This window comes from Nocardia sp. NPDC050435, from assembly GCF_040655395.1.
Classification (GTDB): domain Bacteria; phylum Actinomycetota; class Actinomycetes; order Mycobacteriales; family Mycobacteriaceae; genus Nocardia.
The window spans coordinates 156789-181508 of the sequence record NZ_JBFAJW010000009.1; the positions used below are offsets into that span (position 1 = coordinate 156789).

23 protein-coding genes are annotated in these 24720 nt (G+C 70.6%); 8 read left to right on the plus strand and 15 right to left on the minus strand.

Annotated elements, in window-relative coordinates; all coding sequences use genetic code 11:
• The first annotated feature begins 9 nt into the window (after positions 1-9).
• Complete coding sequence (locus tag AB0I43_RS26590) at positions 10-2295, plus strand: helicase-associated domain-containing protein (protein WP_357432749.1); 2286 nt, start codon at positions 10-12, stop codon at positions 2293-2295.
• Here the strand turns inward: AB0I43_RS26590 and AB0I43_RS26595 are convergent.
• On the minus strand, positions 2292-2792 hold the full coding sequence (locus tag AB0I43_RS26595) for a hypothetical protein (protein ID WP_356975088.1): 501 nt from the start codon (positions 2790-2792) through the stop codon (positions 2292-2294). The genes AB0I43_RS26590 and AB0I43_RS26595 overlap by 4 nt on opposite strands.
• Positions 2793-3075: 283 nt before the next feature.
• Here AB0I43_RS26595 and AB0I43_RS26600 point away from each other — a divergent pair, with 283 nt between their 5' ends.
• The gene (locus AB0I43_RS26600) at positions 3076-3891 is read left to right on the plus strand and encodes a hypothetical protein (RefSeq protein WP_357432750.1); all 816 of its coding nucleotides are present in this window, start codon (positions 3076-3078) and stop codon (positions 3889-3891) included.
• 3 nt (positions 3892-3894) lie between these two features.
• Here the strand turns inward: AB0I43_RS26600 and AB0I43_RS26605 are convergent, their stop codons facing one another.
• From AB0I43_RS26605 to AB0I43_RS26630, 6 genes are all read right to left on the minus strand, one after another.
• Complete coding sequence (locus AB0I43_RS26605; protein ID WP_357432751.1) at positions 3895-5289, minus strand: M1 family metallopeptidase; 1395 nt, start codon at positions 5287-5289, stop codon at positions 3895-3897.
• 79 nt (positions 5290-5368) lie between these two features.
• Positions 5369-6007, minus strand: a complete 639-nt coding sequence (locus tag AB0I43_RS26610) for a LysE family translocator (RefSeq protein WP_357432752.1) — start codon at positions 6005-6007, stop codon at positions 5369-5371.
• Between the two features lie 47 nt (positions 6008-6054).
• A complete protein-coding gene (locus AB0I43_RS26615; protein ID WP_357432753.1) occupies positions 6055-6723 on the minus strand; it encodes a DUF3239 domain-containing protein in 669 nt (222 codons plus the stop codon).
• Positions 6724-6733: 10 nt separating this feature from the next.
• Positions 6734-8392, minus strand: a complete 1659-nt coding sequence (locus tag AB0I43_RS26620; RefSeq protein WP_357432754.1) for a DNA repair helicase XPB — start codon at positions 8390-8392, stop codon at positions 6734-6736.
• Between the two features lie 234 nt (positions 8393-8626).
• Positions 8627-9718, minus strand: coding sequence for a 3-deoxy-7-phosphoheptulonate synthase (locus AB0I43_RS26625; protein WP_357432755.1), 1092 nt, complete (start codon positions 9716-9718; stop codon positions 8627-8629).
• 298 nt (positions 9719-10016) lie between these two features.
• A complete protein-coding gene (locus tag AB0I43_RS26630) occupies positions 10017-10487 on the minus strand; it encodes a carboxymuconolactone decarboxylase family protein (RefSeq protein WP_357432756.1) in 471 nt (156 codons plus the stop codon).
• 139 nt (positions 10488-10626) lie between these two features.
• On the opposite strand from AB0I43_RS26630, the gene AB0I43_RS26635 reads away from it, so the two are divergent.
• Both AB0I43_RS26635 and AB0I43_RS26640 read left to right on the plus strand, forming a co-directional pair.
• Positions 10627-10791: a DUF5993 family protein gene (locus tag AB0I43_RS26635; RefSeq protein WP_356975075.1), complete on the plus strand. Its 165-nt coding sequence runs from the start codon at positions 10627-10629 to the stop codon at positions 10789-10791.
• A gap of 4 nt (positions 10792-10795) precedes the next feature.
• Positions 10796-11425, plus strand: coding sequence for a disulfide bond formation protein B (locus AB0I43_RS26640; RefSeq protein ID WP_357432757.1), 630 nt, complete (start codon positions 10796-10798; stop codon positions 11423-11425).
• A 22-nt stretch (positions 11426-11447) separates the two neighbouring features.
• Here the strand turns inward: AB0I43_RS26640 and AB0I43_RS26645 are convergent, their stop codons facing one another.
• From AB0I43_RS26645 to AB0I43_RS26660, 4 genes are all read right to left on the minus strand, one after another.
• Complete coding sequence (locus AB0I43_RS26645; RefSeq protein ID WP_357432758.1) at positions 11448-12326, minus strand: oxidoreductase; 879 nt, start codon at positions 12324-12326, stop codon at positions 11448-11450.
• A 13-nt stretch (positions 12327-12339) separates the two neighbouring features.
• The gene (locus AB0I43_RS26650; RefSeq protein ID WP_357432759.1) at positions 12340-13470 is read right to left on the minus strand and encodes an alpha/beta fold hydrolase; all 1131 of its coding nucleotides are present in this window, start codon (positions 13468-13470) and stop codon (positions 12340-12342) included.
• 157 nt (positions 13471-13627) lie between these two features.
• Entirely contained in the window at positions 13628-14170 is a 543-nt protein-coding gene (locus AB0I43_RS26655; protein ID WP_357432760.1) for a class I SAM-dependent methyltransferase, read from the minus strand.
• A 48-nt stretch (positions 14171-14218) separates the two neighbouring features.
• Entirely contained in the window at positions 14219-14782 is a 564-nt protein-coding gene (locus tag AB0I43_RS26660) for a GNAT family N-acetyltransferase (RefSeq protein WP_356975065.1), read from the minus strand.
• 66 nt (positions 14783-14848) lie between these two features.
• Here AB0I43_RS26660 and AB0I43_RS26665 point away from each other — a divergent pair, with 66 nt between their 5' ends.
• Complete coding sequence (locus AB0I43_RS26665) at positions 14849-15745, plus strand: sigma-70 family RNA polymerase sigma factor (protein WP_357432761.1); 897 nt, start codon at positions 14849-14851, stop codon at positions 15743-15745.
• A 48-nt stretch (positions 15746-15793) separates the two neighbouring features.
• On the opposite strand, the gene AB0I43_RS26670 is transcribed toward AB0I43_RS26665, so the two are convergent.
• Entirely contained in the window at positions 15794-16003 is a 210-nt protein-coding gene (locus AB0I43_RS26670; RefSeq protein ID WP_356975062.1) for a hypothetical protein, read from the minus strand.
• Positions 16004-16242: 239 nt separating this feature from the next.
• Here AB0I43_RS26670 and AB0I43_RS26675 point away from each other — a divergent pair, with 239 nt between their 5' ends.
• Complete coding sequence (locus AB0I43_RS26675; protein WP_357432879.1) at positions 16243-17355, plus strand: pyridoxal phosphate-dependent aminotransferase; 1113 nt, start codon at positions 16243-16245, stop codon at positions 17353-17355.
• Here AB0I43_RS26675 and AB0I43_RS26680 read toward each other — a convergent pair.
• Together AB0I43_RS26680 and AB0I43_RS26685 are read right to left on the minus strand one after the other, a co-directional pair.
• A complete protein-coding gene (locus AB0I43_RS26680; protein WP_356975060.1) occupies positions 17352-18023 on the minus strand; it encodes a trimeric intracellular cation channel family protein in 672 nt (223 codons plus the stop codon). The two genes, AB0I43_RS26675 and AB0I43_RS26680, sit on opposite strands and share 4 nt — an antisense overlap.
• A gap of 80 nt (positions 18024-18103) precedes the next feature.
• Complete coding sequence (locus AB0I43_RS26685; RefSeq protein WP_356975058.1) at positions 18104-18748, minus strand: LysE family translocator; 645 nt, start codon at positions 18746-18748, stop codon at positions 18104-18106.
• Between the two features lie 164 nt (positions 18749-18912).
• Here AB0I43_RS26685 and AB0I43_RS26690 point away from each other — a divergent pair, with 164 nt between their 5' ends.
• A complete protein-coding gene (locus tag AB0I43_RS26690) occupies positions 18913-19332 on the plus strand; it encodes an SRPBCC domain-containing protein (protein ID WP_357432762.1) in 420 nt (139 codons plus the stop codon).
• Positions 19333-19336: 4 nt separating this feature from the next.
• Here AB0I43_RS26690 and AB0I43_RS26695 read toward each other — a convergent pair whose 3' ends face one another.
• Positions 19337-22960, minus strand: a complete 3624-nt coding sequence (locus AB0I43_RS26695; RefSeq protein ID WP_357432763.1) for an amino acid adenylation domain-containing protein — start codon at positions 22958-22960, stop codon at positions 19337-19339.
• 132 nt (positions 22961-23092) lie between these two features.
• On the opposite strand from AB0I43_RS26695, the gene AB0I43_RS26700 reads away from it, so the two are divergent.
• A complete protein-coding gene (locus tag AB0I43_RS26700) occupies positions 23093-24703 on the plus strand; it encodes an AMP-binding protein (RefSeq protein ID WP_356975052.1) in 1611 nt (536 codons plus the stop codon).
• The last annotated feature ends 17 nt before the right edge of the window (positions 24704-24720 follow it).

The window sequence follows — 24720 nt, forward strand, 5'->3', positions numbered from 1 at the left end:
CTGGATCGGATGAGCGCGACCTCTCTGGCCGGGTGGCTGGGCGCCCGGACCGATGCCCAGCTCGTGGCGTTGCTGCAGTTGCGGCCCGATCTCGCGGTACCGCTGCCCTCCTCCATGCAGGTGCTCGCCGGCCGAGCCGAGCAGCGGGCGTCGGTGCTGCGCGCCACCGACGATCTGAACACCCTCGAATTCGCGATCGTGGAAACCCTTGCGGTGCACAAGTCCTCGACCGGCGCCCGGCTGACCCGCAAAGCCCTGCAGGCGCAGTTGAAGGGCCGGGTCACCAAGACCGCGCTGGACGCCGCCCTGGAGCGATTGAGCGCCCGCGCGCTGGTCTGGCCGGACGGCGACGAGCTGCACCTGATCCCGGCCACCGCCGAGGCGCTACCGTGGCCGATCGGATCCACCACCGAGATCCCCGACGCGCTGACCGAACCCGAGGTGGTCAAGGCCCTGGAGGGCCTGCCGCCCGCCGCGCGCGGCCTGCTGGACAAGCTGGCCACCACCAGCCCGCTCGGCCGCACCAAGGACGCCGCGCCCGGCACCCCAGCCGACCGGCCGGTGCAGCAGCTGCTGAGCCGGCGATTGCTGCACTACGTCGACGACGAGACCGTCGAGCTGCCGGTCACCGTCGGCCAAGTGCTGCGGCGCGAGCCGGTCAGCCATCCCCATGCGCTCACACCCCCGAAGCCCGAGCCGCGCAAGCAGACCCCGGCCGAGGTGAACGCGGTCGCCGCCGGCGAGGTCGGTGAGCTGCTGCGGCACTGCGAGGACGTGCTGGCCGCGCTCGGCCAGGGCCCCGCCCCGGCGCTGCGCGCCGGTGGGCTCGGCGTGCGCGAACTGCGCCGCGTCGCCAAGCAGACCGGCGTCGACGAGACCCGCGCCGGGCTGCTCGTCGAGTTGCTCGCTGCGGCGAAGCTGGTCGCCAAGGGCCTGCCCGAACCCGAGCCGGAGTACGACAACGCCGAGGACTACTGGGCCCCGACGCCTGCGGCCGACGGCTGGCTGGACTCGCCGCCGGCCCGGCGCTGGACCGCGCTGGCGCTGGCCTGGCTGGAGCTGGACCGGATGCCGTGGATGATCGGCATGCGCGACGCCAACGACAAGCCGCTGGCCGCACTGTCTTTCGAGTTGCGCATGCCGAACGCGCCGCGCGACCGCCGCACCATTTTGGCGCTGCTGGCCGAGTTCCCGTCCGGCACCGCGCTCGACGCGGCCGATATCGGCCGGCTGCTGGCGTGGCGGCAACCGCGCTGGCGCAGGCATTTCCGGCTGGAGGCCGTGGAGCACACGCTGCGCGAGGCGGCCGAGCTCGGCCTGATCGGGCGCGGCGCGCTGGGTTCGGCGGCGCGGGCGCTGCTGCACGCCGCGCCGACCAGCGCCGCCGATGCCGAGGCCGAGATGGAGGCCGCGCTGCCGGAGCCGCTGGATTACGTTCTGGTGCAGGCGGATCTGACGGTGATCGCGCCCGGTCCGCTGACGCCGGAATTGCAGCAGCGGGTCGCGCTGGCCGCCGATGTCGAGTCCGCGGGCGCGGCCACGGTGTACCGGATCGGCGAGAACTCGGTGCGACGGGCGCTGGACGCCGGATTGACCGCCGCCGAATTGCACAGCCTCTTCACGACGCATTCCCGCACGCCGGTACCGCAGGCGCTGACCTATCTGATCGACGACGTGGCGCGCCGGCACGGGCAGCTGCGGGCCGGAATGGCGCAATCCTTCGTGCGCAGCGACGATCCCGCGCTGCTGGCCCAGGTGCTGGCAGCGCCGGTGGCGAGCGAACTGGCCCTGCGGGCCATCGCGCCGACCGTCGCCATCGCCCAGGCTCCGCTGGGCGAACTGCTGGAACGGTTGCGCGCCGCGGGTTTCGCGCCCGCGGGCGAGGATTCCTCCGGCACCATCGTGGACCTGCGCCCGCGCGGCGCTCGAATCACGGTGCGCCCCAATGCCCGTGCCCCCTACCGGCCGACGCCGCCGAGCACCGAGCAGCTGGAGTTGCTGGTCGCGGAACTGCGCGCCGGGGACCGCGCGGCCAGCGCGAAGTCCGGCCAGTCGGTGCGCGCCGACGGCACCCGCACCAATACCGCCGCGACCTTGGCGCTGCTGCAGCTGGCGGCGCGGGTCCGGCGGCCGGTGAACATCGGTTACGTCGACGCTCAGGGCGTCGCCTCACAGCGGGTGGTGGAACCGCTCAAGGTCGGCAACGGGCAGCTCGACGCGCTCGACCCGGTGACCGGCGCGGTCCGGCACTTCACGCTGCACCGGATCGCGTCGGTCGCCTTACTGGACGCTTAGGCGCTCGGCTTGCCCAGGCAGAACAGGGCTTTCGGGTCCGGCACCGTGATGAAGGTCTCGGTGGTGTCGGGGCACTGCATCTCGTCGGAGCTGCCCTCGACGCGCTGGAGCACCTTGATGGTGGCGTCCGGGGCGGCGCAGTCGGCCCACTTGAGGGCGCCGCTGCCGTCGTTGTAGCAGGAGTCCTGCTTCAGGTTCGGGGCCAGGCACATGAAGGTGGTGCCGCCGCTGGGCCGCTGCTCGGTGTAGGTGGTGTAGTCCGTGGTCGGGCAGGCGGTCTGGTTGTCGAAGGTCTGGAAGACCTTGTAGACCGCCTTGGGCGAGGAGCAGTCGATCGACTCGCCCGCAGGATCGTTGGCGTCGTTCTTGGTGATGTTGATGCAGTCACCGACCTTGGTCTTGGCGACGTCGGACTTGCTCGCATTGTCGACCGCGGAACAGCCGGTCACCGCGACCGCGATCGCGGCCACCGCCAGGAAGGCGCCTGGGAACTTCACGGATAGAACCTCTCTTACCGAACATGCCCACGTGATCGTGAACGCGGTGAGGATACCGTCAGGCAGGCGGTGGCCGCACCTGCTTACCAGCGCGTCAGAGCGAGCCCATGCCCCACAGGGCCAGCAGCGAGAAGCCGAGCAGGCGAGGGGCGAGTCCGAGCAGCAACTGAGTACCAAAGTTATTCACTAGCAATGCCTTCCACAAGGTCGCCCACTTCGTGGACGATCGTCCAATTCAGGGAGTCTGTCGCTCGGCGGCCTCGAGTCGTTACGCTTGGCGAGTATGACGGTCGACGACGTTGCCCGCGACTTGTACGGGCTGCCCCCGGCGGAGTTCGTGGCGGCGCGGAAAGCGCGCGTCGACCAGGCCAAAGCGGCCGGAGACAAGGCCCGGGCCACGGCCATCGGCAAGCTGCGCAAACCCACCGTCACGGCGTGGACGGTCAATTTGCTGGCCCGCTCGGCACCCGAGGATGTGGACGGGCTGCTGCGACTCGGCGCGGCCCTGCGCACCGCCCAGCGCGAGCTGTCCGGCGCCCAGCTGCGCACCCTCACCACCCAGCGCCAGCAGGTGGTCAACGCCCTGGCCAAGCAGGCCGGCGCGCTGGCCGCCGAGCACGGGCACCCGGTGAGCGAGGCCGTGCTGCGCGAGGTCGGCCAGACCCTCACTGCGGCGCTCGCCGACGACGCGGTGGCCGAGCAGGTGCACACCGGAACCCTGGCGACCGCCGCCGCCTACGAGGGCTTCGGCCCGGAGGGCCCGGCGCTGGTCGCCGTCGCACCGCACACGGCGCGCAAGATGCCCGAGCCGCCGCCCGCCGACACCGCGCGCCAGGAACTCGACGAGGCCCGGGCGGCGCTCGAAACCGCCCGCGCGGCACAGGATTCCGCCCAGCAGGCGAGCGAACGAGCCGAAGGCCGCCTGGCCGACGCCGAAGCCCGCATCACTCGGCTGCGGGCCGATCTCGAGCACGCCGAGCACGAGAAGCAGTTCGCGAAATCCGCCGAACGCACCGCGCACGAAGAACTTCGGGCCGCGCAACGCCAGCTGAACCGCGCCGAACGCCGGGTCGAGCGGGCCCGTGACGGCCTCGACTGAGGCTCAGACCCGCAGCGCGCCCGGAAACAGGTACTCGTCGGCGGGCGGCTCCTCGGTGTCGAGCCACGCGCGCAGGAAGCCGGTCAGATCGGTGCCCGACTTCGACTGCACGAACGTGCGGAACTCCAGCATGGACGCGTTGCCGTAGGCGTGCGCGCGCAGGAATTCCTTGACCGCGCCGAAGAAGACCTCGTCGCCGAGTTGCTTGCGCAGTGCGTGCAGGAACAGCGGCCCGCGATAGTAGACCGAGGTGAATTCCCTTCCCGCGCCGGGATTATCGAGCGGAATCGACCAGAACTTCGGGTCGTCCAGGTATTTCGCGACCTTCTCCCGATACTGGGCGTCGACGTCGACGCCCTCCTTGCGCTCGCCCCACAGGTAGTCGGCGGTGTAGCTGGCGAAGCACTCGTTCAGGCAGATGTCGGACCACTGCCGCACCGAGACCGCGTCGCCCCACCACTGGTGCGCGATCTCGTGCACCACCGTCTCCAGATCGGTCCAGGGGGCGTAGATCGGTCGGGTCTGGGTTTCCAGCGAGATCTCCAGTTCGGCGTCGACGTAGATGCCGCCCGCCGCGTCGAACGGGTAGGGGCCGTAGAGGCTCTCGGCGAAATCGAGGATCTCGGGCAGGCGGCGCTCGGTCTCCCGGTTGTCCTCCGCCTGCGGCGCGAACGCGCTGAGCAGCGGGGTGCCGTCGGGACGCTGCTGCTCGAGGAAGCTGAACCGGTCGATGGCGACGGTGGTCAGGTAGCCGAGCACCGGGTGCTTGGATTCCCAGCTGACGATTCGCTTGTCCCCGCGCACCTCGTTGCGCGTGCGCCGGCCGTTGGACATCACCTCCCACTCGGCGGGCACCGTGGTGTGCAGGGTGAATGTCGCCTTGTCCAAGGGGGTGTCGTTGAGCGGGTACCAGGTCGCCGCCGAGTGCGGCTCGCCCGCCACGAACGCGCCGCCGCTGGGCGAGATGGTCCAGCCCGCGCCCATCTCGTCGCGCGCGGGGCCCGCGTAATCGACGAGGGCGACGAACGGCAGCCCCGGCAGCAGGGGCACCGAGGGGGTGATGGTCAGCTCGTGCTCGCCGTTGCGGTCCCAGGCCGCGGGCAGCCCGTTCACCGTCACCATCCGGACCTCGGGCCCGTCGAAATCGAGATTGAACGCGCGCAGCGCCTGCGTCGCCCGCGCCTCGATCCGGGCGCTGCCGGCCAGATGGCGGGTGGGCGGGTCGTAGTCGATGCCGATCTCGTAGTGCCCGACGTCGTAGCCGCCGTTGCCGTCCAGCGGATAGTAGGGATCACCCAGCCCGGGGGCGCCGAGGAACGGATCCGCCTGCGCCACACCCGGCGCGGCGAGGACCAGTACGCCGGCGACGACGACACCGCACAGGCCGGACAATCTCATACGAACCAACCGCCTCTCTCGATCACCTCGGACTCGGGATCGTGCCGGCGAACATTGGCACTGCGGCGATGGTAGTCGGTTATTTCGCCGCGCCGCTGAGCGCAACCGACGCGCCGAGGCCGACGATCATCGCGCCGCCGGTCGCGCCGACCGCCTCCAGCCGGCGCGGGGAGCGGGCGAACCAGCCGCGCGCCGCCGCAGCGCCCAACGCCCACGCGCTGTCCGAGATCAGCGCGATGACCAGGAAAATCGCGCCCAGCACCAGCAGCTGGAGAACGTAGGACCCGGCCGCCGGATCGATGAAGTGCGGCAGCACCGCCGAGAAGAAGATGATCGCCTTCGGGTTCGTGATCCCGACGATAACGCCTTGGCGGAGCACCCGCGTGTCCCGCTGCGCCGGCGCCTGCGCGTCCAGCGCCGCGCGCAGCGACTTCCGGTCGCGGATGGCCTGCACGCCGAGGTAGATCAAGTAGAGCGCCCCGCCGAACTTCACGAGGGTGAGGGCCAGGGCCGAGGCGGTGAGAATGGCGCCCAGCCCGATCGCGACCAACAGCAGCGAGACCAGCACGCCGACCGCGTGGCCCAGTACCGAGAGCAGGGCGGCCCGGCGGCCGAGGGCGAGCGCGCGCCCGATGGCGAACAGCACGCCCGGACCCGGGACGACGATGATGACCAGGGCGGCGACCGAGAAGGCCAGCAGATTTGCGACCGGAACCATCTTCCGAGTCTATGCACCCCGGCAAGGGGATATCGGGGTATCGGAACTCAGGCCCCGAGGTCGTCGGGCAGCTGCTGCGGATCCAGCAGCAGCCGCTTGGCCGAGCTGCGGCGGACCTTGGCCGCCAGCCCGAGATTGTTTGTCAGCAAACGCCATTCGGCCTCGCTGATCGCGGCGCGGGCGCGCTCGATGACGGTGCCGTCGGTGGTGCCCCAGGCGATCGGCATCGGATTGACCGTCTGCCAGCGCTCCCCCACCTGCCGCGGCGCCCGTTCGTTGCGCACCGCGACCGAGGGCACCCGCTCCCCCGCGCGCCGCTCGTGCCCGGGCAGATCCCGCACCTTGCGGATGACCAGCGCGTAGAGCGGATCCGCGGCGGCCGGCTTCGCGACATCGACCAGCGCGAGCAGCACCACGCCGCCCGGATGCGTCTCCGAGACCACCGCAGGCACCAGATCGCCGGTGGCGTAGAGCTTGTCGATGCTGAACTTGCGGGGCGCCCACACCGTGATCCAGAGTGCCACCACCGCGCCCAGCACGAACGCGATCGCCAGCAGGTAGGACCAGGCGTGGCCCAGCCAGATCAGGTAGGCGGCGATCACCCCGGCGACGACGGCGCCCGCGATCGCCAGCACACGCAGGCGGCGCACGTCGGCGAGGACTTCGTTCACCGCGTGGGCGTGGCTGTGATCGACCGGGAAATCGAAGCGTCGCACGTTTTCTTCCTTATCCGATGGCCGGCCCCAGCAGGTCGTCGGCATCCGTTATGCGGTACGCATACCCCTGTTCCGCCAGAAAACGCTGCCGATGCGCGGCGTACTCGGCATCCAGCGTGTCACGCGCGACGACCGAATAGAAGTGGGCTTGGCCACCATCGTGCTTCGGCCGCAGCAGCCGGCCCAGTCGCTGGGCCTCCTCTTGCCGAGACCCGAAGGTGCCCGAAACCTGCACCGCCACCGAGGCTTCCGGCAGATCGATGGAGAAGTTCGCGACCTTGCTGACCACCAGCACCGGGATCTCACCGCGCCGGAACGCGTCGAAGAGCTCTTCGCGCTCTTTGGTTTTGGTCGACCCCTGGATCACCGGGGCGTTCAGGGCCGCGCCCAACTCGTCCAGCTGGTCGAGGTAGGCGCCGATCACCAGGGTCGGCGCGTCCGGGTGCTGGGCCAGGATGGATTTCACGACCGGAATCTTGGTGCGCGCCGTGGAACACAGCTTGTAGCGTTCCTCGGGCTCGGCCGTCGCGTAGGCCATGCGCTCGGCGTCGGTGAGGGTGACCCGGACCTCCACACAATCGGCCGGCGCGATCCAGCCCTGCGCCTCGATGTCCTTCCACGGCGCGTCGTAGCGCTTGGGGCCGATCAGCGAGAACACGTCGCCTTCGCGGCCGTCCTCGCGCACCAGCGTCGCCGTCAGCCCGAGACGGCGGCGGGATTGCAGATCGGCCGTCATCCGGAAGACGGGCGCGGGCAGCAGATGCACCTCGTCGTAGACGACCAGGCCCCAATCGCGGCTGTCGAAGAGCTCCAGATGCTTGTATTCACCCTTGGTGCGGCGGGTGATCACCTGGTAGGTGGCGATGGTGACCGGGCGGATCTCCTTGCGCTCACCGGAGTACTCGCCGATCTCGTCCTCGGTGAGCGAGGTGCGAGCCAGCAGTTCACGCCGCCACTGCCGCCCCGCCACGGTATTGGTGACCAGGATCAGTGTGGTGGCCTTCGCCTTGGCCATGGCGGCCGCGCCGACCATCGTCTTGCCGGCGCCACACGGCAGCACCACCACACCCGAACCGCCGGCCCAGAACGAATCCGCGGCCAGCTGCTGGTAATCGCGCAGCTCCCAGTGCCCGCCCTCGTAGTCGAGGTCGATCTGGTGCGCCTCGCCGTCGACATAGCCCGCGAGATCCTCGGCGGGCCAGCCGATCTTCAGCAGCATCTGCTTGATCCGGCCGCGCTCGGACGGGTGCACGACCACGGTGTCGTCGTCGATGCGCGCGCCCAGCATCGGTGCGATCTTCTTGTGCCGGAGCACTTCCTCCAGCACCGCGCGGTCCAGGCTGTTGAGCACCAGGCCGTGCGCGGGATGCTTCATCAGCTGCAACCGGCCGTAGCGGGCCATGGTGTCGACGATGTCCACCAGCAGCGGTTGCGGCACCGCGTACCGGGAGAAGTTCACCAGCGCGTCGACCACCTGCTCGGCGTCGTGCCCGGCCGCCCTGGCGTTCCAGAGCGCCAGCGGCGTGACGCGGTAGGTGTGCACGTGTTCGGGGGCCCGCTCCAGTTCCGCGAACGGCGCGATGGCCTGGCGCGCGGCGCCGGCCAGCTCGTGATCGACCTCGAGCAGCAGCGTCTTGTCACTTTGCACGATCAACGGACCGTCGGTCACAGATCTCTCCCTTGTCAGCGGCGGCTGGACCCTCCCGGTCCGATCGCTCGCGCGCGGTCGCCCCATTCTCCCCGAACCCACCGACAACCCGCAGGCAGCGGCACTCGGACTCGGTACTTCAGCGTCCGGACCACCGATTTTGTTCCCCTCGGCGGAACGGGCACGCCGCCCCGCCCGGCGGACGGCCGGGACGGGCGGCGGGTGCACCGGCGAAAGACCCTGTGCGCGAGCCGGTCAGCTCTCGCGACGCTGCTGTACCGCCTCGGCGAGACGATCCAGCTGCGCGGCCGTGGTCTCCCAGTCGAGGCAGGCGTCGGTGATGGACTGGCCGTAGGCCAGCTCCCCGGGCCGGCCCAGCGTCAGATCCTGCCGGCCCGCGACCAGGAAGCTCTCCAGCATGACGCCGACCACGCCCGGCTCACCGGCGGCCAGGCGGCCGGCGATATCGGTGACCACGTCGACCTGACGATTGTGGTCCTTGTTGCTGTTGCCGTGGCTGGCGTCGACGACCACGCGCTCGGCCAGGCCCGCCTTCTCCAGGCGCAGGCAGGCCTCGGCGACCGAGGCGGCGTCGTAGTTGGTGCCGGTGCTGCCGCCGCGCAGGATGACGTGGCAGTCCGGGTTGCCGCTGGTGCGGATCAGCGCCGAGCGGCCGTCCAGGTCGGTGCCCGGGAAGACGTGGCTGGCCGCCGCGGCGCGCACGCCGTCGACCGCGACCTGCACGTCACCGTCGGTGCCGTTCTTGATGCCGACCGGCATGGACAGCGCGCTGCTCAGCTGACGGTGCACCTGGCTGGCCGCGGTGCGCGCGCCGATCGCGCCGTAGGAGACCAGATCGGCGATGTACTGCGGGGTGATCGGGTCGAGGAACTCGCACGCCACCGGCAGGCCCAGGCCGGTGATGTCCACCAGCAGCTTGCGGCCGATGCCGAGGCCGGTGTTGACGTCGAAGGAGCCGTCCAGATGCGGGTCGTTGATCAGGCCCTTCCAGCCCAGCGTGGTGCGCGGCTTCTCGAAGTACACCCGCATCACGATGTGCAGGCGGTCGCTCAGCTCGGCGGCCTTGGCGGCCAGCAGTCGCGCGTATTCGATCGCGGCGGCGGGATCGTGCACCGAGCACGGGCCGACGATCACCATCAGGCGGTCGTCGGCACCGTTGAGCACGTCGACGGTCGCCTTGCGGCCCGCACGCACGGTGTCGGCGAGGGCATCGGTGATCTGGTGCACGCGGCGCACCTCGGCCGGCGAGCGCAACGGGCTCACCGACAGGGTGCGCTGGTCGTCCAGATCCGAATGCCGCGCGTCGACATCAACTGCGGTGGTCATAGTGTGGGTTCCTTTTCGTCAGGCCGACCCACGGAATTTCGAGAACCCGTCGAGCCGGTCGTCATCCGGCTCGGGGTGGAGGTTGGTCAGCGCAGGCACATGCCGCAGACCGGCCCACCCAGGGCCGGCTTGCTAAACCAGAAATATGCGTGCTGCACGTCGCCGACTGTAGCAGGGACAAACCAGGCCTCATCCGCAGGGCGCTCAACGTCACATCCGGTACCTCGAGATTATCGAGCCGGACGCCTTTTGTGGGTCCTACGTCCGGCGGCCGGAGCGGATCCGGCCGCCGGGCCGCTCACCACTGACCGGGCTGGTAGTCCCCGGCCGGGACGCCGGCGAGGACGTTCATCCGGTTGTAGGCGTTGATGAGGGCGATCAGCGAGATCAGCGCCGCGATCTGATCGTCGTCGTAGTGCTTGCGCACCTGGGTCCAGGTGTCGGCGGTGACGCCGGGGTGGGCGTCGGCGAGCCGGGTGCCCTCCTCGGTGAGGGCCAGCGCGGCGCGTTCGGCGTCGGTGAAGACGGTGGCTTCGCGCCAGGCCGCCACCAGGTTCAGGCGCACCGCGGTCTCGCCGGCGTGCGCGGCGTCCTTGGAATGCATATCGACGCAGAAACCGCAGCCGTTGATCTGGCTGGCGCGCAATTTCACGAGTTCCTGGGTCGGCCGGGGCAGTGTGGAATTGTCCACGACCATTCCGGCGTTTCCGATGCGCTTGACGAACTTCGCGCCGTTCTCGTTGCCGTGGTAATCGAACCGAGCGTCCATGATGTGCCTGCCTTCGTGATCGTCTGTTGGCTTCACAGAGAGGACGACGGCACCGCCGCGAGTGTGACATTCGTGCGGCGCGGGATTCACCAGAGTGTCATTCCCGCAGGTAGAGGACGGAGCGAGTAGCGTCCGAAACATGGACACGCTCATCTTCGGCGGGTTGCTCTTCGTGCTTTTCGCGATCTTCACGCAGCGGTCCCGGCGGGTTGTTCTGCTCGCCTGGTGGATTGTGCTGATCGCTTCGCTGATACTGCTGCGGCATCACATCACCAGCGGTCTCGGCCTCGGATTGACGTGGTGAGGCGATGACCGAGAATGCGAAACCGGATTTCGCGGGGCAATTACAGTACTGGCTCGCCTGCATTTTCGTCGTCGGCTGGACCGGCGTCATCTGCGGCGGCCTGGCGGTGCAATTCGGCTCCTGGGATTACCCCTGCCCGCTGTGCATGCTGCAGCGGATCTTCATGGCGCTGACCGCGCTCGGCGCGGCCCTCATCGTCCGCAAGGGCATGCTCGGCGTCGTCACCGCCCGCGATTACATGACCGGCTGGGGTCTGGCCGTACTGGGCTGCCTCGCAGGCGGTTTCACCGCGTGGCGTCAGACCATGCTGCACATCAACGACTGGCAGAAGCCGGACGGGCCGGTGGGTTACGGCGGCGCGGTGCTCGGCCTGCACCTCTACGTCTGGGCATGGATCCTGTTCGTCGCCGCGATCTTCGCCATCGGCCTGGTGCTCGCCTTCGGGTACCGCACCGCCGCCGCGCGCTTCACCCCGACGGGCGCGCATCGCGGCATCGGTCTGTTCGCGCTGGGCTTCCTGGCGCTGGTGCTGGTGATCAATCTGGTCTCGGTGTTCTGCCTGGCGGGCCTGCACTGGTTCCTGCCCGACGATCCCGATCGCTACCAGCTGTTCTACGACCTGGGAATTCTTTGAGCGGACCCGCTGGAGGCCGGCGTCACCCCGCGAATCGATAGCTGACGCCGGTCAGCTTCTCCGAAAGTTCCCACAGCTCCGCGGCTTTGCGCTCGTCCCGCGCGGCCTTGCTGGAGCCGCAGCGCACCGGGTATCCGCGCAGTCCGCCGATGCCGTGCGGGCCGTAGTAGCCGCCCGGCTCCACGGGCGCGGTCGCCGCGAAAAGCTGCGGCAGCGCGCCCTTTTCGGCGCTCTGGGCGATGGTGTTGTCGCCGATCGACAGCAACCGGTCCATGACGGATTCGGTGTGCGTGGTCAATTCGGTGGCGGCGTAGCCGGGGTGCGCCGCGGTCGCGAGCGTGGCCGAACCGGCCGCCGTCAGCCGGCGCTGCAATTCCGCGGTGAACAGCAGGTTGGCCAGCTTGGACTGGCCGTAGGCCAGCCAGCGGTCGTAGCGGCGGCTTTCCCAGTTCGGGTCGCCGAGATTGATCCGGCCGAAGCGGTGGCCCCAGCTGGACACCGTCACCACGCGATCGGTGATCTTGTCCAGCAGCAGGCCGGTCAGCGCGAAGTGGCCGAGATGATTTGTCCCGAACTGCATTTCGAAGCCGTCGGCGGTGCGCTTGGCGGGCACCGCCATCACCCCGGCGTTGTTCATCAGGACGTCGACCCGGTCCACGGCGGCCGCGAACTCGCGCACCGAGGCCAGATCGGCCAGATCGAGGGCGCGCACCTGCGCTCGCGCCCCGATCTCGGCCGCCACCGGCGCCGCCTTCTCCAGATTGCGGCAGGCCAGGATCACCTCGGCGCCGGCCGCGGCCAGCGCCGATGCCGCCGCGGCCCCCAATCCGCTGTTCGCGCCGGTGACGATGACTCGCCGCCCGGTCTGATCGGGGATGTCCGCAATGTCCCAGCCGCTCATGGCCGCAGTCTAGTTAGAGACTGCCGCCCCCGCCGATCAGCCAGGGATTGAAGGCGCACACCAGATCCGGCTGCGCCGCCGGGTCCAGCGCGCGCAGCGCGATCGATACCGCCCGGGGCGAATACATCATCGTCAGGTGATCGGAGAAGTCCTGCTCGCAGCCGTCCTGCAGGGTGATGTTGTCGACGGTCGCACCGGGCCCGGCCGCGAGGAAGGTCAGCTGGTAGGGGTTGGTGACCTCGTCGTAGCGCGATCCGACGACGGTGTAGGCGACACCGGGCACGGTGTCGCCGTCCTTGCCCAGCGCGCGCACGAACGGCGAGCCGACCGTCTGCTGGATATTGGCGTGGCCGACGAAGAGTTCGTAGAAGCCCAGGATGTCGATGCCCGCGTCGGTGATCATGCGGCCGAGCGTCGCCAGCCCGAGCAGCGAGGTGCCGTGATGGGTGGCGCCGAAGGTGATGAGCCGCTGCACTTTCGGCGCACCGTTCTCGAACTTCAGATACTGGTTGGCCACCGTCCCGCCCTGCGAGTGACCGATGAGGTCGACCTGTTCCGCGCCGGTGGCGGCCAGCACCTGATCGACGAAGCGCGCCAGCTGCCGGGCGGAGTCCTCCATGTACGCGACACCGTTGCGGCCCGGCAGCAGTGGCCCCAGGCCGCCACCCTCCATGGGGTTCGCCTGCCCGTGATTCATGGCGAAGACGCAGTACCCGGCGCGCGCCAATCGCGGTGCGAGATAGGCGAAGCCGTCGTAGGCGTTCATCCAGGTGCCGTGCACCAGCAGCACCGGGCGCGGGTGCTCCGGGCTGGGGCGGCAGTTCCAGTCGTTGGCACCGGCCGGGGCGGCGTTGGGGTGCAGCAGCCCATACCCGAAAGCGGCCAGCGCGGAGCCGAATTCGGGCCCCGCGCCGAGCGCCACCGTGGCATGGCTGCCCGCGGATCCGGAGCTGCTGCCGGAGTCGGCCACCGCCGCCGGGCGCCGGCCCTGGTTGATGGCGTCGGCCAGGGCCTGCGCGGTCGGGGCCTGCGGTTCCTCCGCGACGGCGAGCGGGGCTCCCACCCCGATCGCCAGTGCGGCGGTCGCTGTGAGCACGGCACTGACCAGTGCGCTGCGCGAATATCGGCCGGTACGTCGTGTCATCCCGTGAACCTCCTCGAACGCCACCATTGGCGATGCGAAGGAAACCTAACGGCGTTAGCCAGCGGAATCGCCCGAAGCGGGCACGGCTCTGGGACTTTCCCTCAACGCAGATGGCCGCGATGTGGCCAATGCACAACGGGTGCCGAGAAATTCCGCCTCACTCGGCCGTCGCGACGACGCCGAAGAGATCGCCCGCTCCGACCGTGCGCGCGGTGAAACCGGACGCCGCCAGATAACGGGTCAGCTTGTCCCCGGGCGGTTTCGGACCGGCCGGCGCGGCCTCGGGACCGCCGTAGCCGTAGCAGAGGGTGAGCGTGCCGCCGGGGACCAGCAGCTCCCGGATCACCGCGAGCTCCGCCGCGGGTGATCTGGTCCAGAACAGGTTGACGTTGATCGCCAGCACCTTGTCGAAACTCGCGGCCCCGAAGTCGATTCCGCCGACCACACTCCCGGCGCTCAGCTCTTCCAAGCCGGCCCGCACCAAGCGGACACGCCCCGACGCGACCAGCGCCGCGTGCCGCTTGGTCGCACGGTCGATCGCCGTGGCGGAGCGGTCGATCCCGACATAGTGACCGCCGTTCAGGGCCGAGGCCAGACAGGCGATGGAGGCACTGGACCCGGGCCCGATCTCCAGGATCCGGTCCCGCGGCCGCACCGCCATCGTCGCCACGATCCACCGGAAGCGCGCGTCGTCGGTCATCCTCGCAATGTAGGACGCCGTGCGCCCCGGAGCCGCGGATTCCGGCGATCAGATCGGCCATTCGGCGGCAGGCTCGCCGGGATCGGTGACCAGCCGGCCGGCCACCCAGGTGTCGCGGCGGACGCCGCGCTGCAGGCTGCCCAGCCGCTGCATGCCCTCGTAGCGGAATCCGTTGCGCCGCGCGACCGCCGCCGAGGCGTGGTTGCCGACGAAGGCGCGCCAGGTGATCCGCTGCAAGCCCAGCGTCTCGGCGTCGAATCCGTAATCGCAGACCAGGCCCAGCGCGCGCGTCATCAGCCCGCGCGACCGATGGTCCGGCACCAGCCAATAGCCGACCTCGGCGGCCGAGGGGTCCAGCGCCTCCAGCCCGATCATGCCGATCACCGGGCCGTCCTTGTCCGGCCGCAGCGCCCAGGTCGGGCTGCGCCCGGCCCAGCCCGGCCGCACCAGATCCTCGAGGAAGGCCGCGGCGTGCGCCCGGAGATACGGCAGCGGAATGGTCACCCAGGCGCCGATCGATGGGTGCTGGCAGCAGGCGGTGATGGTGTCGATATCCGCCGCCGTGGGCGGCGACAGCCAGACCGTCCCGTCGGCGAGCGCGCGTTCCTCCACGGGATTCATGGTGGCATGCGCATCCGGTGCGCCGGGCCGTTCCCCGCGCCCCGTAGAATCCCCCTGGTGGTAGCCGCTTTTCTCGCTGATCTGTTCGAATCGCATCGAGCGCATCTGCTCTCGGTCGCCTACCGGCTGACCGGAAGCGTCAGCGACGCGGAGGACGCGGTCCAGGAGAGCTGGCTGCGGCTGGCCGGGGTGCACCAGTCCGAGATCGACGATCTGCGCGCCTGGCTGACCACCGTGGTGTCCCGAATCTGCCTGGACCGCTTGCGCAGTGCCGCCGTGCGGCGTGAAGCGTATGTGGGGCAATGGCTTCCGGAGCCGGTCGTCACCCGGCTGGGCGGCGCCCGGGATGCGGATCCGCTGGAGCAGGTGGTGCGCAAGCAGGACACCCGCATGGCGGCCATGGTCGTGCTGGACACGCTGACCCCGCCGCAGCGCGTGGCTTTCGTGCTGCACGACGGGCTTTCGGTGCCGTTCGACGAGATCGCGGAGCTGCTGGGCGTTTCCGCGGATGCCGCCCGGCAGCTGGCGGTGCGGGCCCGCAAAGCAGTGGCCGGGGTGCCCGAGCCGGTGCCGGACGGCGAGCATGAGGCGGCGGTGCGCCGCCTGCTGGACGCGCTCGCCGAGGGCGATATCGCGGCGGTGACGGCGGCGCTGCACCCGGATTCGCGCCTGGTCGGCGATGCCAACGGCACCACCTCGACCGCGGTGAACGTCATCGACGGGGCCGACCGGATCGCCCGCTTCCTGCTCGGCCTGACCGGCCGCTACGGCATCGGGGACACCGACGCCGCCGTGCTGCGTTACGAATTCGCCCTGGTGAACGGGCAATTGGGCCTGATCGTGAAGCGCAACGACGGCCGCACCCGGGTGGTCGGTTTCACCGTCACCGACGAAACCATCTGGGGCACTTACGATCACGCCAACCCCGCGAAGCTGTCGGGGGTGCGGCTCTGAGTGCCCGGGCCGGACCCTCATCGTCCGGCCCGGCACTCCCGCTCGCTGTTACGGAATGGTCGAACCGGTGAACCAGTCACCGGTCGAGGACCCGGTGCCGTGATTGCCCGTTGACGAACCGCCGAAGAAATCTCCGGTGGAGGAGCCGAGGAAGCTGCCGCCGATCAGATCGTGGGCGATGTCGCGAAGGTAACCCAGGACTGATCCGGCGACCTCCGACGCCGCCGGTTGCAGTACCAGGTCGAGATACGAGGCCATGAGCGCCCCTTTCGAGAACCCGCCCCGAGGGGCGGTTTTGTGAGGTAGAACACGGCGAGGCTAGCTGCCTTGCAGAGAACTCACAACCATGCAGTTCAGAGGCTCGAATATAATGTGAAACATAGCCTTTCGCTATCTGTTGGCAACGATGGCGACCGCTGGGCTACCCTTCCAAGGTGTCCACGAGCTCCGCGACAGTCGCCCGCCTGCGCCCCTTCGCCTCGACGATCTTCGCCGAGATGACCGAACTCGCCGTCCGCCACGGCGCGGTGAACCTCGGCCAGGGCTTCCCGGACACCGACGGCCCCGCCGCCATGCTCGAGGTCGCGCGCCAGGCCATCGCCGACGGGCTCAACCAGTACCCGCCCGGCCGCGGGATGCCGGTGCTGCGCCAGGCCATCGCCGCCGACCGGGCCCGCCGCTACGACACCCACTACGACCCCGACACCGAGGTGCTGGTCACCGTCGGCGCGACCGAGGCGATCAGCGCCACCCTGCTCGGCCTGGTCGAGCCCGGCCAGGAGGTCGTGCTGATCGAGCCGTACTACGATTCCTACGCCGCCGCGGTCGCCCTGGCCGGCGCCACCCGGCGCACCGCCCGCCTGGTCGCCGACGGCGACCGCTTCGTGCTCGACCTGGACAGCCTGCGCGCCGCCATCACCCCCGCCACCCGCATGATCGTGGTGAACTCCCCGCACAACCCGACCGGCACCATTCTGGACCGCGCCGACCTCACCGCGATCGCCGAACTCGCCTGCGCGCACGACCTGCTCGTACTCACCGACGAGGTCTACGAGCACCTGGTCTTCGACGGGCACGAGCACATCGGCATCGCCACCCTGCCGGGCATGGCCGAGCGCACCGTCGTGGTCTCCAGCGCCGCGAAGTCCTTCAGCGTCACCGGCTGGAAGACGGGCTGGGCCTGCGGCCCCGCACGCCTGATCGACGGCGTGCTGGCCGCCAAGCAGTTCATGTCCTTCGTGGCCGGCGGCCCGTTCCAGCCCGCCGTCGCCTACGCCCTGGAGCACGAACTCGATTGGGTCGCCGGCCTGCGAGACGATCTGTCGGACAAGCGGCTTCGCCTCGCCGCCGCGCTGCGCGACACCGGCTTCGACGTGAAGTCCAGTGCCGGCGGCTATTTCGTGTGCGCCGACATCACGCCGCTCGGCGGCGCCGACGGCCTGCAGTTCTGCCGGCAACTGCCCGAGCGGCTCGGCGTCGCCGCCGTGCCGATCAGCGTCTTCGCCGACGACAAGCAGTCCTGGAATTCCCTGGTGCGCTTCACCTTCTGCAAGAAGGACGAGACCATCGACGAGGGTGTGCGCCGGCTGCGCGCGGGCGTGCGCGTCTAGGGCAGTGGGCTGTGGCGGGCCAGCGGTGCGCGCCACTGGAATCGGCGCGCGAGCAGCCGGAAGGCGATGGCCAGCAACGCGGCCAGGAAACCCGTCCACGCCTGGTAGAGGCCGAAGTGCAGCAGTATCGCCGTGGCCGTCGCGCCGAGCAGCGCGGGCACCGCGTAGAGGTCCTGGTCGGGGCGCAGCACGCTGGGCACCTGCCCACCCAGCAGATCGCGGATCACGCCGCCGCCGATCGCGGTGACCATGCCCAGCAGCGCGGCCGACGGCGCGCCCGCGCCGGCGGTGTAGGCGACCACGGTGCCGGTGACGCAGAACAGGCCGAGGCCGATCGCGTCGGCGATCTCCAGCGGACCGCGGGTCAGCCGGGCCGACGGGTGCCGGAAGAAGACGACCAGCGTGACCAGCAGCGCCGCGGTGAGGTAGGTCAGGTCCGTGAACGCGGCGGGCGGGGTGCGCCCCACCAGCAGATCGCGAATGACGCCGCCGCCCAGCGCGGTCGAGCAGGCCAGCACGGCCATGCCGAAGATGTCGAGGTTCTTGCGCACCGCGAGCAGCGCGCCGGAGGTGGCGAACGCGACGACCCCCAGCAGCTCGCCGGCGTGGTGCGCGGCGGTCACCGCGTCGTCGAACTGCCCCGCCACAAGCTCGAGCCCGGCGCCCATTCATCGCTCCCTTCGTGCGGATCCTGCACAGCAGGTTGGCACGCCGGTCGCGCCGGAGCGTCCGCGACACCCGCTCCGGGTCAGGCGGGCACGGGCCGCGCCTTGTCGGTCGCCAGTTTCACCGCGATGGCTCCGAGCATCGACCCCATCACCCAGCGCTGCGCCCGCAGCCACAGCGGCCGTCCGGTCAGGAAGCCCGCGATCCCGCCCGCGCCCAGCACGATGAGCCCGTTGACGGTGAGCGCCACCGCGATCTGCACCGCGCCCAGGCCCAGGCTCTGCAGCCACACCTGCCCGCGCTCGGGCGCCACGAACTGCGGGATCAGCGCCATGTACATGATCGCGATCTTGGGATTGAGCAGATTGGTGACCAGGCCCATGGTGAACAGCCGCCGCACCGGATCCGCGGGCAGCGCGGTCGGCGCGAACACCGAGGTCCCGCCCGGTTTGATCGCCTGCCAGGCCAGCCACAGCAGGTAGGCCGCGCCGGCCAGCTTCACCGCCAGATACAGGCCCGGCACCACCGCGAAGACCGCCGTGATCCCGGCCGTCGCCGCGGCCAGGTAGACGCCGAACCCGGCCGCGACGCCGGCCAGCGAGATCAGCCCGGCCCGCCGGCCCTGCGACACCGTGCGCGAGACCAGATACATCATGTTGGGTCCCGGGGTGAGCACCATGCCCAACGCCGCTGCCGCCACACCGAGAATCGCCGCCGTCTGCACCATGCTCCGATCCTGACCCACCGGACCCGCCACCGTCTCGGTCCACTTCGCGACCGGTGGCCCGGCCGCCTGTTCCGAGCTGTGATGCACGCCACTCGAATTCGCGATAGGTTCGCGCGGGCGACGCCGTCATATCAGCGAACCCACCCACTGGAACTTCGAAAGAGATGATGATGATGAGCGACTTCTCCTACCGCCTGACCCGCACCCTGGACGCCCCGGTCGCCGCCGTCTGGCAGGCCTGGACCGACGACAAGCAGTACGAGCAGTGGTCCTACTCCGTGCCCGGCTCGGTGCACCAGGACGTGCGGCCGGGCGGCGCCTGGTCGGCGGCCGTGCAGGGCCCCGAGGGCCCCGCGATCGAGATCAACGGCACCTACCTCGAGGTGGAGCCCGAGCGGCTGCTCGTGATGGACATGCCCACCCCGACCGGCACCACCGTGATGAAGCTCGAACTCACCGACAAGGGCGCGAGCACCGAGGCCGTGCTCAGCCAGGAGTGCGCCTCCGCCGAGGAGCGCGACATGGCCGAGCAGGGCTCGACCATGCTGCTGGACTCGCTGGCCGCCTTCCTGGCCAAGTCCTGAGCCCTCACGCCTCGGCGAGCACCTCGTCGTCGGACATCGCCGCCACCTCCAGATACAGCGTGGCGACGGTCTCCAAACGCCCAGCGGCACCGTGCTCGCGCTCGCGCTCGAGCAGCCGCCGGGCCAGGCCGGCGACCGTCCGGCCGGCGAGCAGATCGGCGACCCGCGCGTCGCCGATCTCCAGCCAGTCCCGGGCCCGGGCGACCGCGGTCGTCGCGAGCACGGAATCGCCGCCGGCGGCGAAGAAATCGTCGTGCACGCCGATCCGCTCGACGCCGAGCACCTCGGCCACGATCGCCGCCAGCGCGGTCTCCAGCGCCGTCGCGGGCGCGGTGTCGACCGCCTCGTTCGCGCCCGGCTCCAGCAGTGCCAGCACCGCGCGGCGGTCCAGTTTGCCGTTGCCGGTCAGCGGCATCCGCTCCAGGATCTCGATCCGGGTCGGAATCATGTACCCGGGCAACAGGTCTGCTACGGCCGCCACGATGTCCGCGGCGCCGCCGAGCTCGGTGCCCGCGACCGCGGCGACCAGCTTGGGCGCACCCGCGCCGACCACCGCGGCCACCGCGTGCCGCACACCGGGCGCGGTCCGCAGCGCGCTCTCCACCTCGCCCAGCTCCACCCGGTAGCCGCGTATCTGCACCTGATGATCGGCGCGGCCGAGGAATTCGATGGTGCCGTCCGGCCAGTAGCGCGCCATGTCACCGGTGCGGTACCAGCGCATGTTGTCGTGGTCGACGAACCGCTGCGCGGTCCGCTCGGGATCGTTGCGATAGCCCGCGGCCACATTCGCGCCGCCGACCCAGAATTCGCCCGGCACCCAGTCCGGGCAGTCCCGACCCGCCGAATTCACCACGCGGCAGCGCACATTGCGCAGCGGCACCCCGAACGGGATGGTGGCCCAGTGCGCCGGCGGCTCGGAGATCTCGCAGATGGTGTTGTGGATCGAGGTCTCGGTGGCGCCGCCCAGACCGGAGAACCGGCAGCCCGGCACCTGCCGGGCCAGTCGCCGGGCCAGGTCCGCGCCCACCCAGTCGCCGCCCAGGGTCACCGCGCGCAGCGAGTCGCCGAGCCGGTCGCCACCGATCTCCAAGATCATGTCGAGCATGCTCGGCACGCAGTTCAGGATCGAAACCCGGTGCCGGGTCAGCAGTTCCACCCAGCTGGTGGCCTCCGCGCGCTGCGCGGCCGACAACGCCACCACCGAACCGCCGACCGCGAACATCCCGAACATGTCGTAGACCGAGGCGTCGAATTCCAGCGCCGACAGGCCCAGCACGCTGTCGCGGGCGTCGACGGCGAACCACTCGTTCACCGCGTCGATGGTGTTCATCGCGCCGCGGTGCGGCACCTCCACCCCCTTGGGCACCCCGGTCGACCCGGAGGTGAACAGCACGTAGGCGATCGCCTCGGTATCCGGAAGCACCGGCGCGGCAAGCGGACTCGTGTGCCGCCGGGCCGCCGACAGCGGCACGCGGGCGATGCCGGGATCGCCCAGGTCGGCGTCGTCGACGGTGAGCGCGGCCACCACGTCACCGGTGCGCAGGATCTCCGCACGCCGCCCCACCGGCTGGTCGAAACCGATCGGCACGTACGCGGCGCCCGCCGCGAGCACGCCGAGCACCGCCAGGATCTGATCCGGCCCTTTCGGCAGCTGCACCGCGACCGCCGCACCGGGGCGCACGCCCGCCTCGTGCAGCGCGCCCGCCACCGCCAGCGCCTGCGCGGCGAGCTCGCCGTAGCTCCAGCCGCCGTCGGTGTCGTCGAGCGTCCAGCGCACCGCAGGCGCGTCCGGCATGCGGCGCGCGTGCTCGAAGAAGCCCTCGTGCAGCGCCCGGCCGGAGACCGGTCCGTCGGTCGCGTTCACCGCGGCGCGCACCGCGGCCTGGGAAACCGGAAGGCGCACAGCGGCTTCGGCGTTCCAGCCCGCATCACCCGCGCCGAGCCGGCCGACGGCGGCGGTGTAGCGGGCGAACATGTCCTCGATCAGGCCCGCCGGGAACGCGGCGGCGCGCACATCCCAGTTCAGCAGCAGCCCGTCGCGCACCTCGGTGACCTGGGCGTCCAGCAGCACCTGCGGGCCCTGCGAGATGATCCAGACCGGCGCACCGAAGGTCTCGGTCACCGTTGTCGCGAACAGCTCGCCCAGGTTGAGCGCGCTGGTGTAGACGATCGGCGCTAGCACCGGCTCGCCGCGGTGCCGGCCCAGATCACGCAGCACCTCGAGCCCGGAATACGCGGTGTGCGAACCGCTTTCGTGCATGGTGCGCTGTAAGGCCTTGGCGCGCTCGGTCACCGAGACGTTCGCGCTGACATCCACCTCGAGCATGATCGAGGAGGTGAAGTCGCCGATCACCCGGTCGATGTCCGGGTGCACCGGCTCCCGGTGGAACAGCGGCACATTGAGCAGGAACCGGCTCTGCGCCGACCAGCCGCCGATCGTCTCGGCGAACACCGCGGCCAGCGCCATCGCCGGCGTGATGCCCCGGGCGTGCGCCGCCGCGAGCAGGCGCTGCTTGGCCGCCGGTTCCAGCCAGTAGTCGAAGCGGACCGTGCGGTGCGGGTCGACCCGCTCGCTGACCGGGATGGTCGGCAATTCGGGTGCGCCGGGCAGGTCCGCCAACCGGTCCTGCCACCACTGCCGGTCGCGGTCGCGCGCGGCGGCGTCCACCGGGCGCTCGGTGCGGTAGCGGCGGTAGCTGTAGCGCTGCTCGGGCAGCGACCCGCCGTGGTAGAGCTCGGCCAGATCCGCGATCAGCACGCGGTAGCTCATGGCGTCGCCCGCGGTCATGTCGACGTCCAGATGCAGCCTGGTGCGGTCCGCTCCGAGCAGGCTCAGCGTGACGTCCAGGACCTGACCTTCCTCGATGGCCAGGCGCTGGTGCGTCTTGCGGTCGCGCAAACGCTCCAGTTCGGCCGCGGCCGCGGCGGGCTCGTGTGCGCGCAGGTCGACCACCGAGTACACCGGCAGGCCGGGCGCCGCCAAGGTTTGCTGGGTGCCGTCGGGCAGCACCCGGGTGCGCAGCATCGGGTGCGCGGCGACGAGGTCGTCGACCGCCCGGCCCAGGCGCTCGGGATCGACGCCGGGACCGTCGAATTCGACGTAGAGGTGGGCCGCCACGCCGCCCAGATCCTGCTCGTCGGAGCGCCCGATCCAGTAGGCGTGCTGCATCGCCGCGAGCGGGAACGGGGCGTTGTCCTCCGGCGTGCTCCCGACCGGCGCGGGCGCGGCGAGCGTGGACGCGGGTGCGGCGAGCGCGGGTGCGGGTGCGGCGGGTGCGGCGAGCGCGGGCGCGGTGGGTGCGGGCGCGGCGAGCGCGGGCGCGATGGGTGCGGCAGGCGCGGCGAGCGTGGGTGCGGCAGGCGCGACCGGCGCGGGTGCGGCGGGCGCGGATTCGTCGGTACCGCCGAGCAATTCGAACCAGCCGTCCACGGTCGGTTGCGCCGCCAGTTGCGCGAAGTTGATGTCGATGCCGCGCTTGCGCCAGCCGCCCGCCAGTTTCATGGTGCGGATGGAGTCGAGCCCGAGCTGGATCAGGTCGGCGCCGGTGGCGATGTCGGCGGCGTCGATACCCAGTTGTGCGGCAATGGCTGCCCGGATGTCCTCCCGGCTGATCTGCGCTGACTCCATATGCGGCTGTCACTCCTCGGTCGCCGCCGCGCGGGGCGGATCGATAATGCTCGCGCCAAGGGTATCGCACTGAGATAGGGTTGCCTAACCTACATAAGAGGCTCTGATCACCACCAGCATGCGAGGCACACCGTGACTTCCACGCCCACCGACCACCGCACCGGCTACGTTCCCTTCCCCGCCGAAGCGGCGAATTCCTACCGCGCGGCGGGCTTCTGGACCGGGCGCCCCCTGGGCGAACTGCTGCGGGAAACCGCGCAGCGGCAGCCCGATCGGCCACTCCTGCTCGGCGACACGGGGTCCTGGAGTTATGCACAGCTGGACACAGCGGCCGACCGGATGGCGCACGGCCTGCTCGCGCTCGGCTTGACGCCCGGCGACCGGGTGGTCGTACAGCTGCCCAATATCGCCGAGTTCCTGACCGTGCTGTTCGGACTGCTGCGCGCGGGGATCATTCCGGTCCTCACCCTGCCCGCGCACCGCCGGGCCGAAATCGAGCATCTGGCCGCGCTTTCCGAGGCCACGGCCTACGTCATCGCCGACCGCCAAGGCGATTTCGACTATCGCGAGCTGGCCGCGTCGGTCCGCGCCGCCGTGCCGTCGCTACGCCACGTCCTCGTCGCCGGCGACCCGGGCGCGTTCACCGACCTGAATTCGGTGCCCCACGAAGGCGATACGCTGCCCGCGATCGACCCGGCCGACATCGCGCTGATGCTGGTCTCCGGCGGCACCACCGGCCTGCCCAAGCTGATCGCCCGCACCCACGACGACTACGTCTACAACGCCACCGCGAGCGCCGGGATCTGCGCGCTCGGCGCCGCAGACGTCTACCTCGCGACGCTGCCGGTCGCGCACAACTTCCCCCTGGCCTGCCCCGGCATCCTGGGCACCATCGCCACCGGCGGCGCGGTCGCCTTCGTCACCGATCCGAGCCCGGAGAGCGCCTTCGCCGCCATCGAGCGCCACCGCGTCACAGTGACGGCGGTGGTGCCACCCCTGGCCCAGCTGTGGTGCGCGGCCACCGAATGGGAGGAGGCCGACCTGAGTTCGCTGCGCCTGCTCCAGGTCGGCGGCGCCCGCCTGGCCGAAGTCAACGCCAAGGAGGTCACGCCCGCGCTCGGGGCCACCCTGCAGCAGGTGTTCGGCATGGCCGAGGGCCTGCTCAACTTCACCCGGCTCGACGATCCGGCCGAGCTGCTGCACACCACCCAGGGGCGGCCGCTCGCACCCGCCGACGAGATCCGGGTGGTCGACGGCGCGGGCGACGATGTCGAGCCCGGGGCCGAGGGCGAGCTGCTCACCAAGGGGCCCTACACGATTCGCGGCTACTACCGCGCACCCGAGCACAACGCGCGCGCGTTCACCCCCGACGGCTATTACCGCAGCGGCGACCTGGTGCGACAGCTGCCCTCCGGCCACCTGATCGTCTCCGGGCGGATCAAGGACGTGATCAACCGCGGCGGCGAGAACGTCTCCTGCGACGAGCTCGAGGAGCACCTGCTCGCGCATCCGGCGGTGCGCCAGGCCGCGGCCGTGGGCCTGCCGGATCCCGCGCTCGGCGAGAAGGTTTGCGCCGTCCTGGTCGTGGGAGGTGAGCTGCCGAGTCTCGCCGAGATCAAGACCTTCCTCACCGACCGCGGCCTGGCCACCTACAAACTGCCCGATGTGCTGCGGCAGGCCGACCGGCTGCCCGTCACCGCGGTCGGCAAGATCGACAAGAAGGCGCTGCGCGCCGCGCACTGAACGACGAAGCCGGGCGG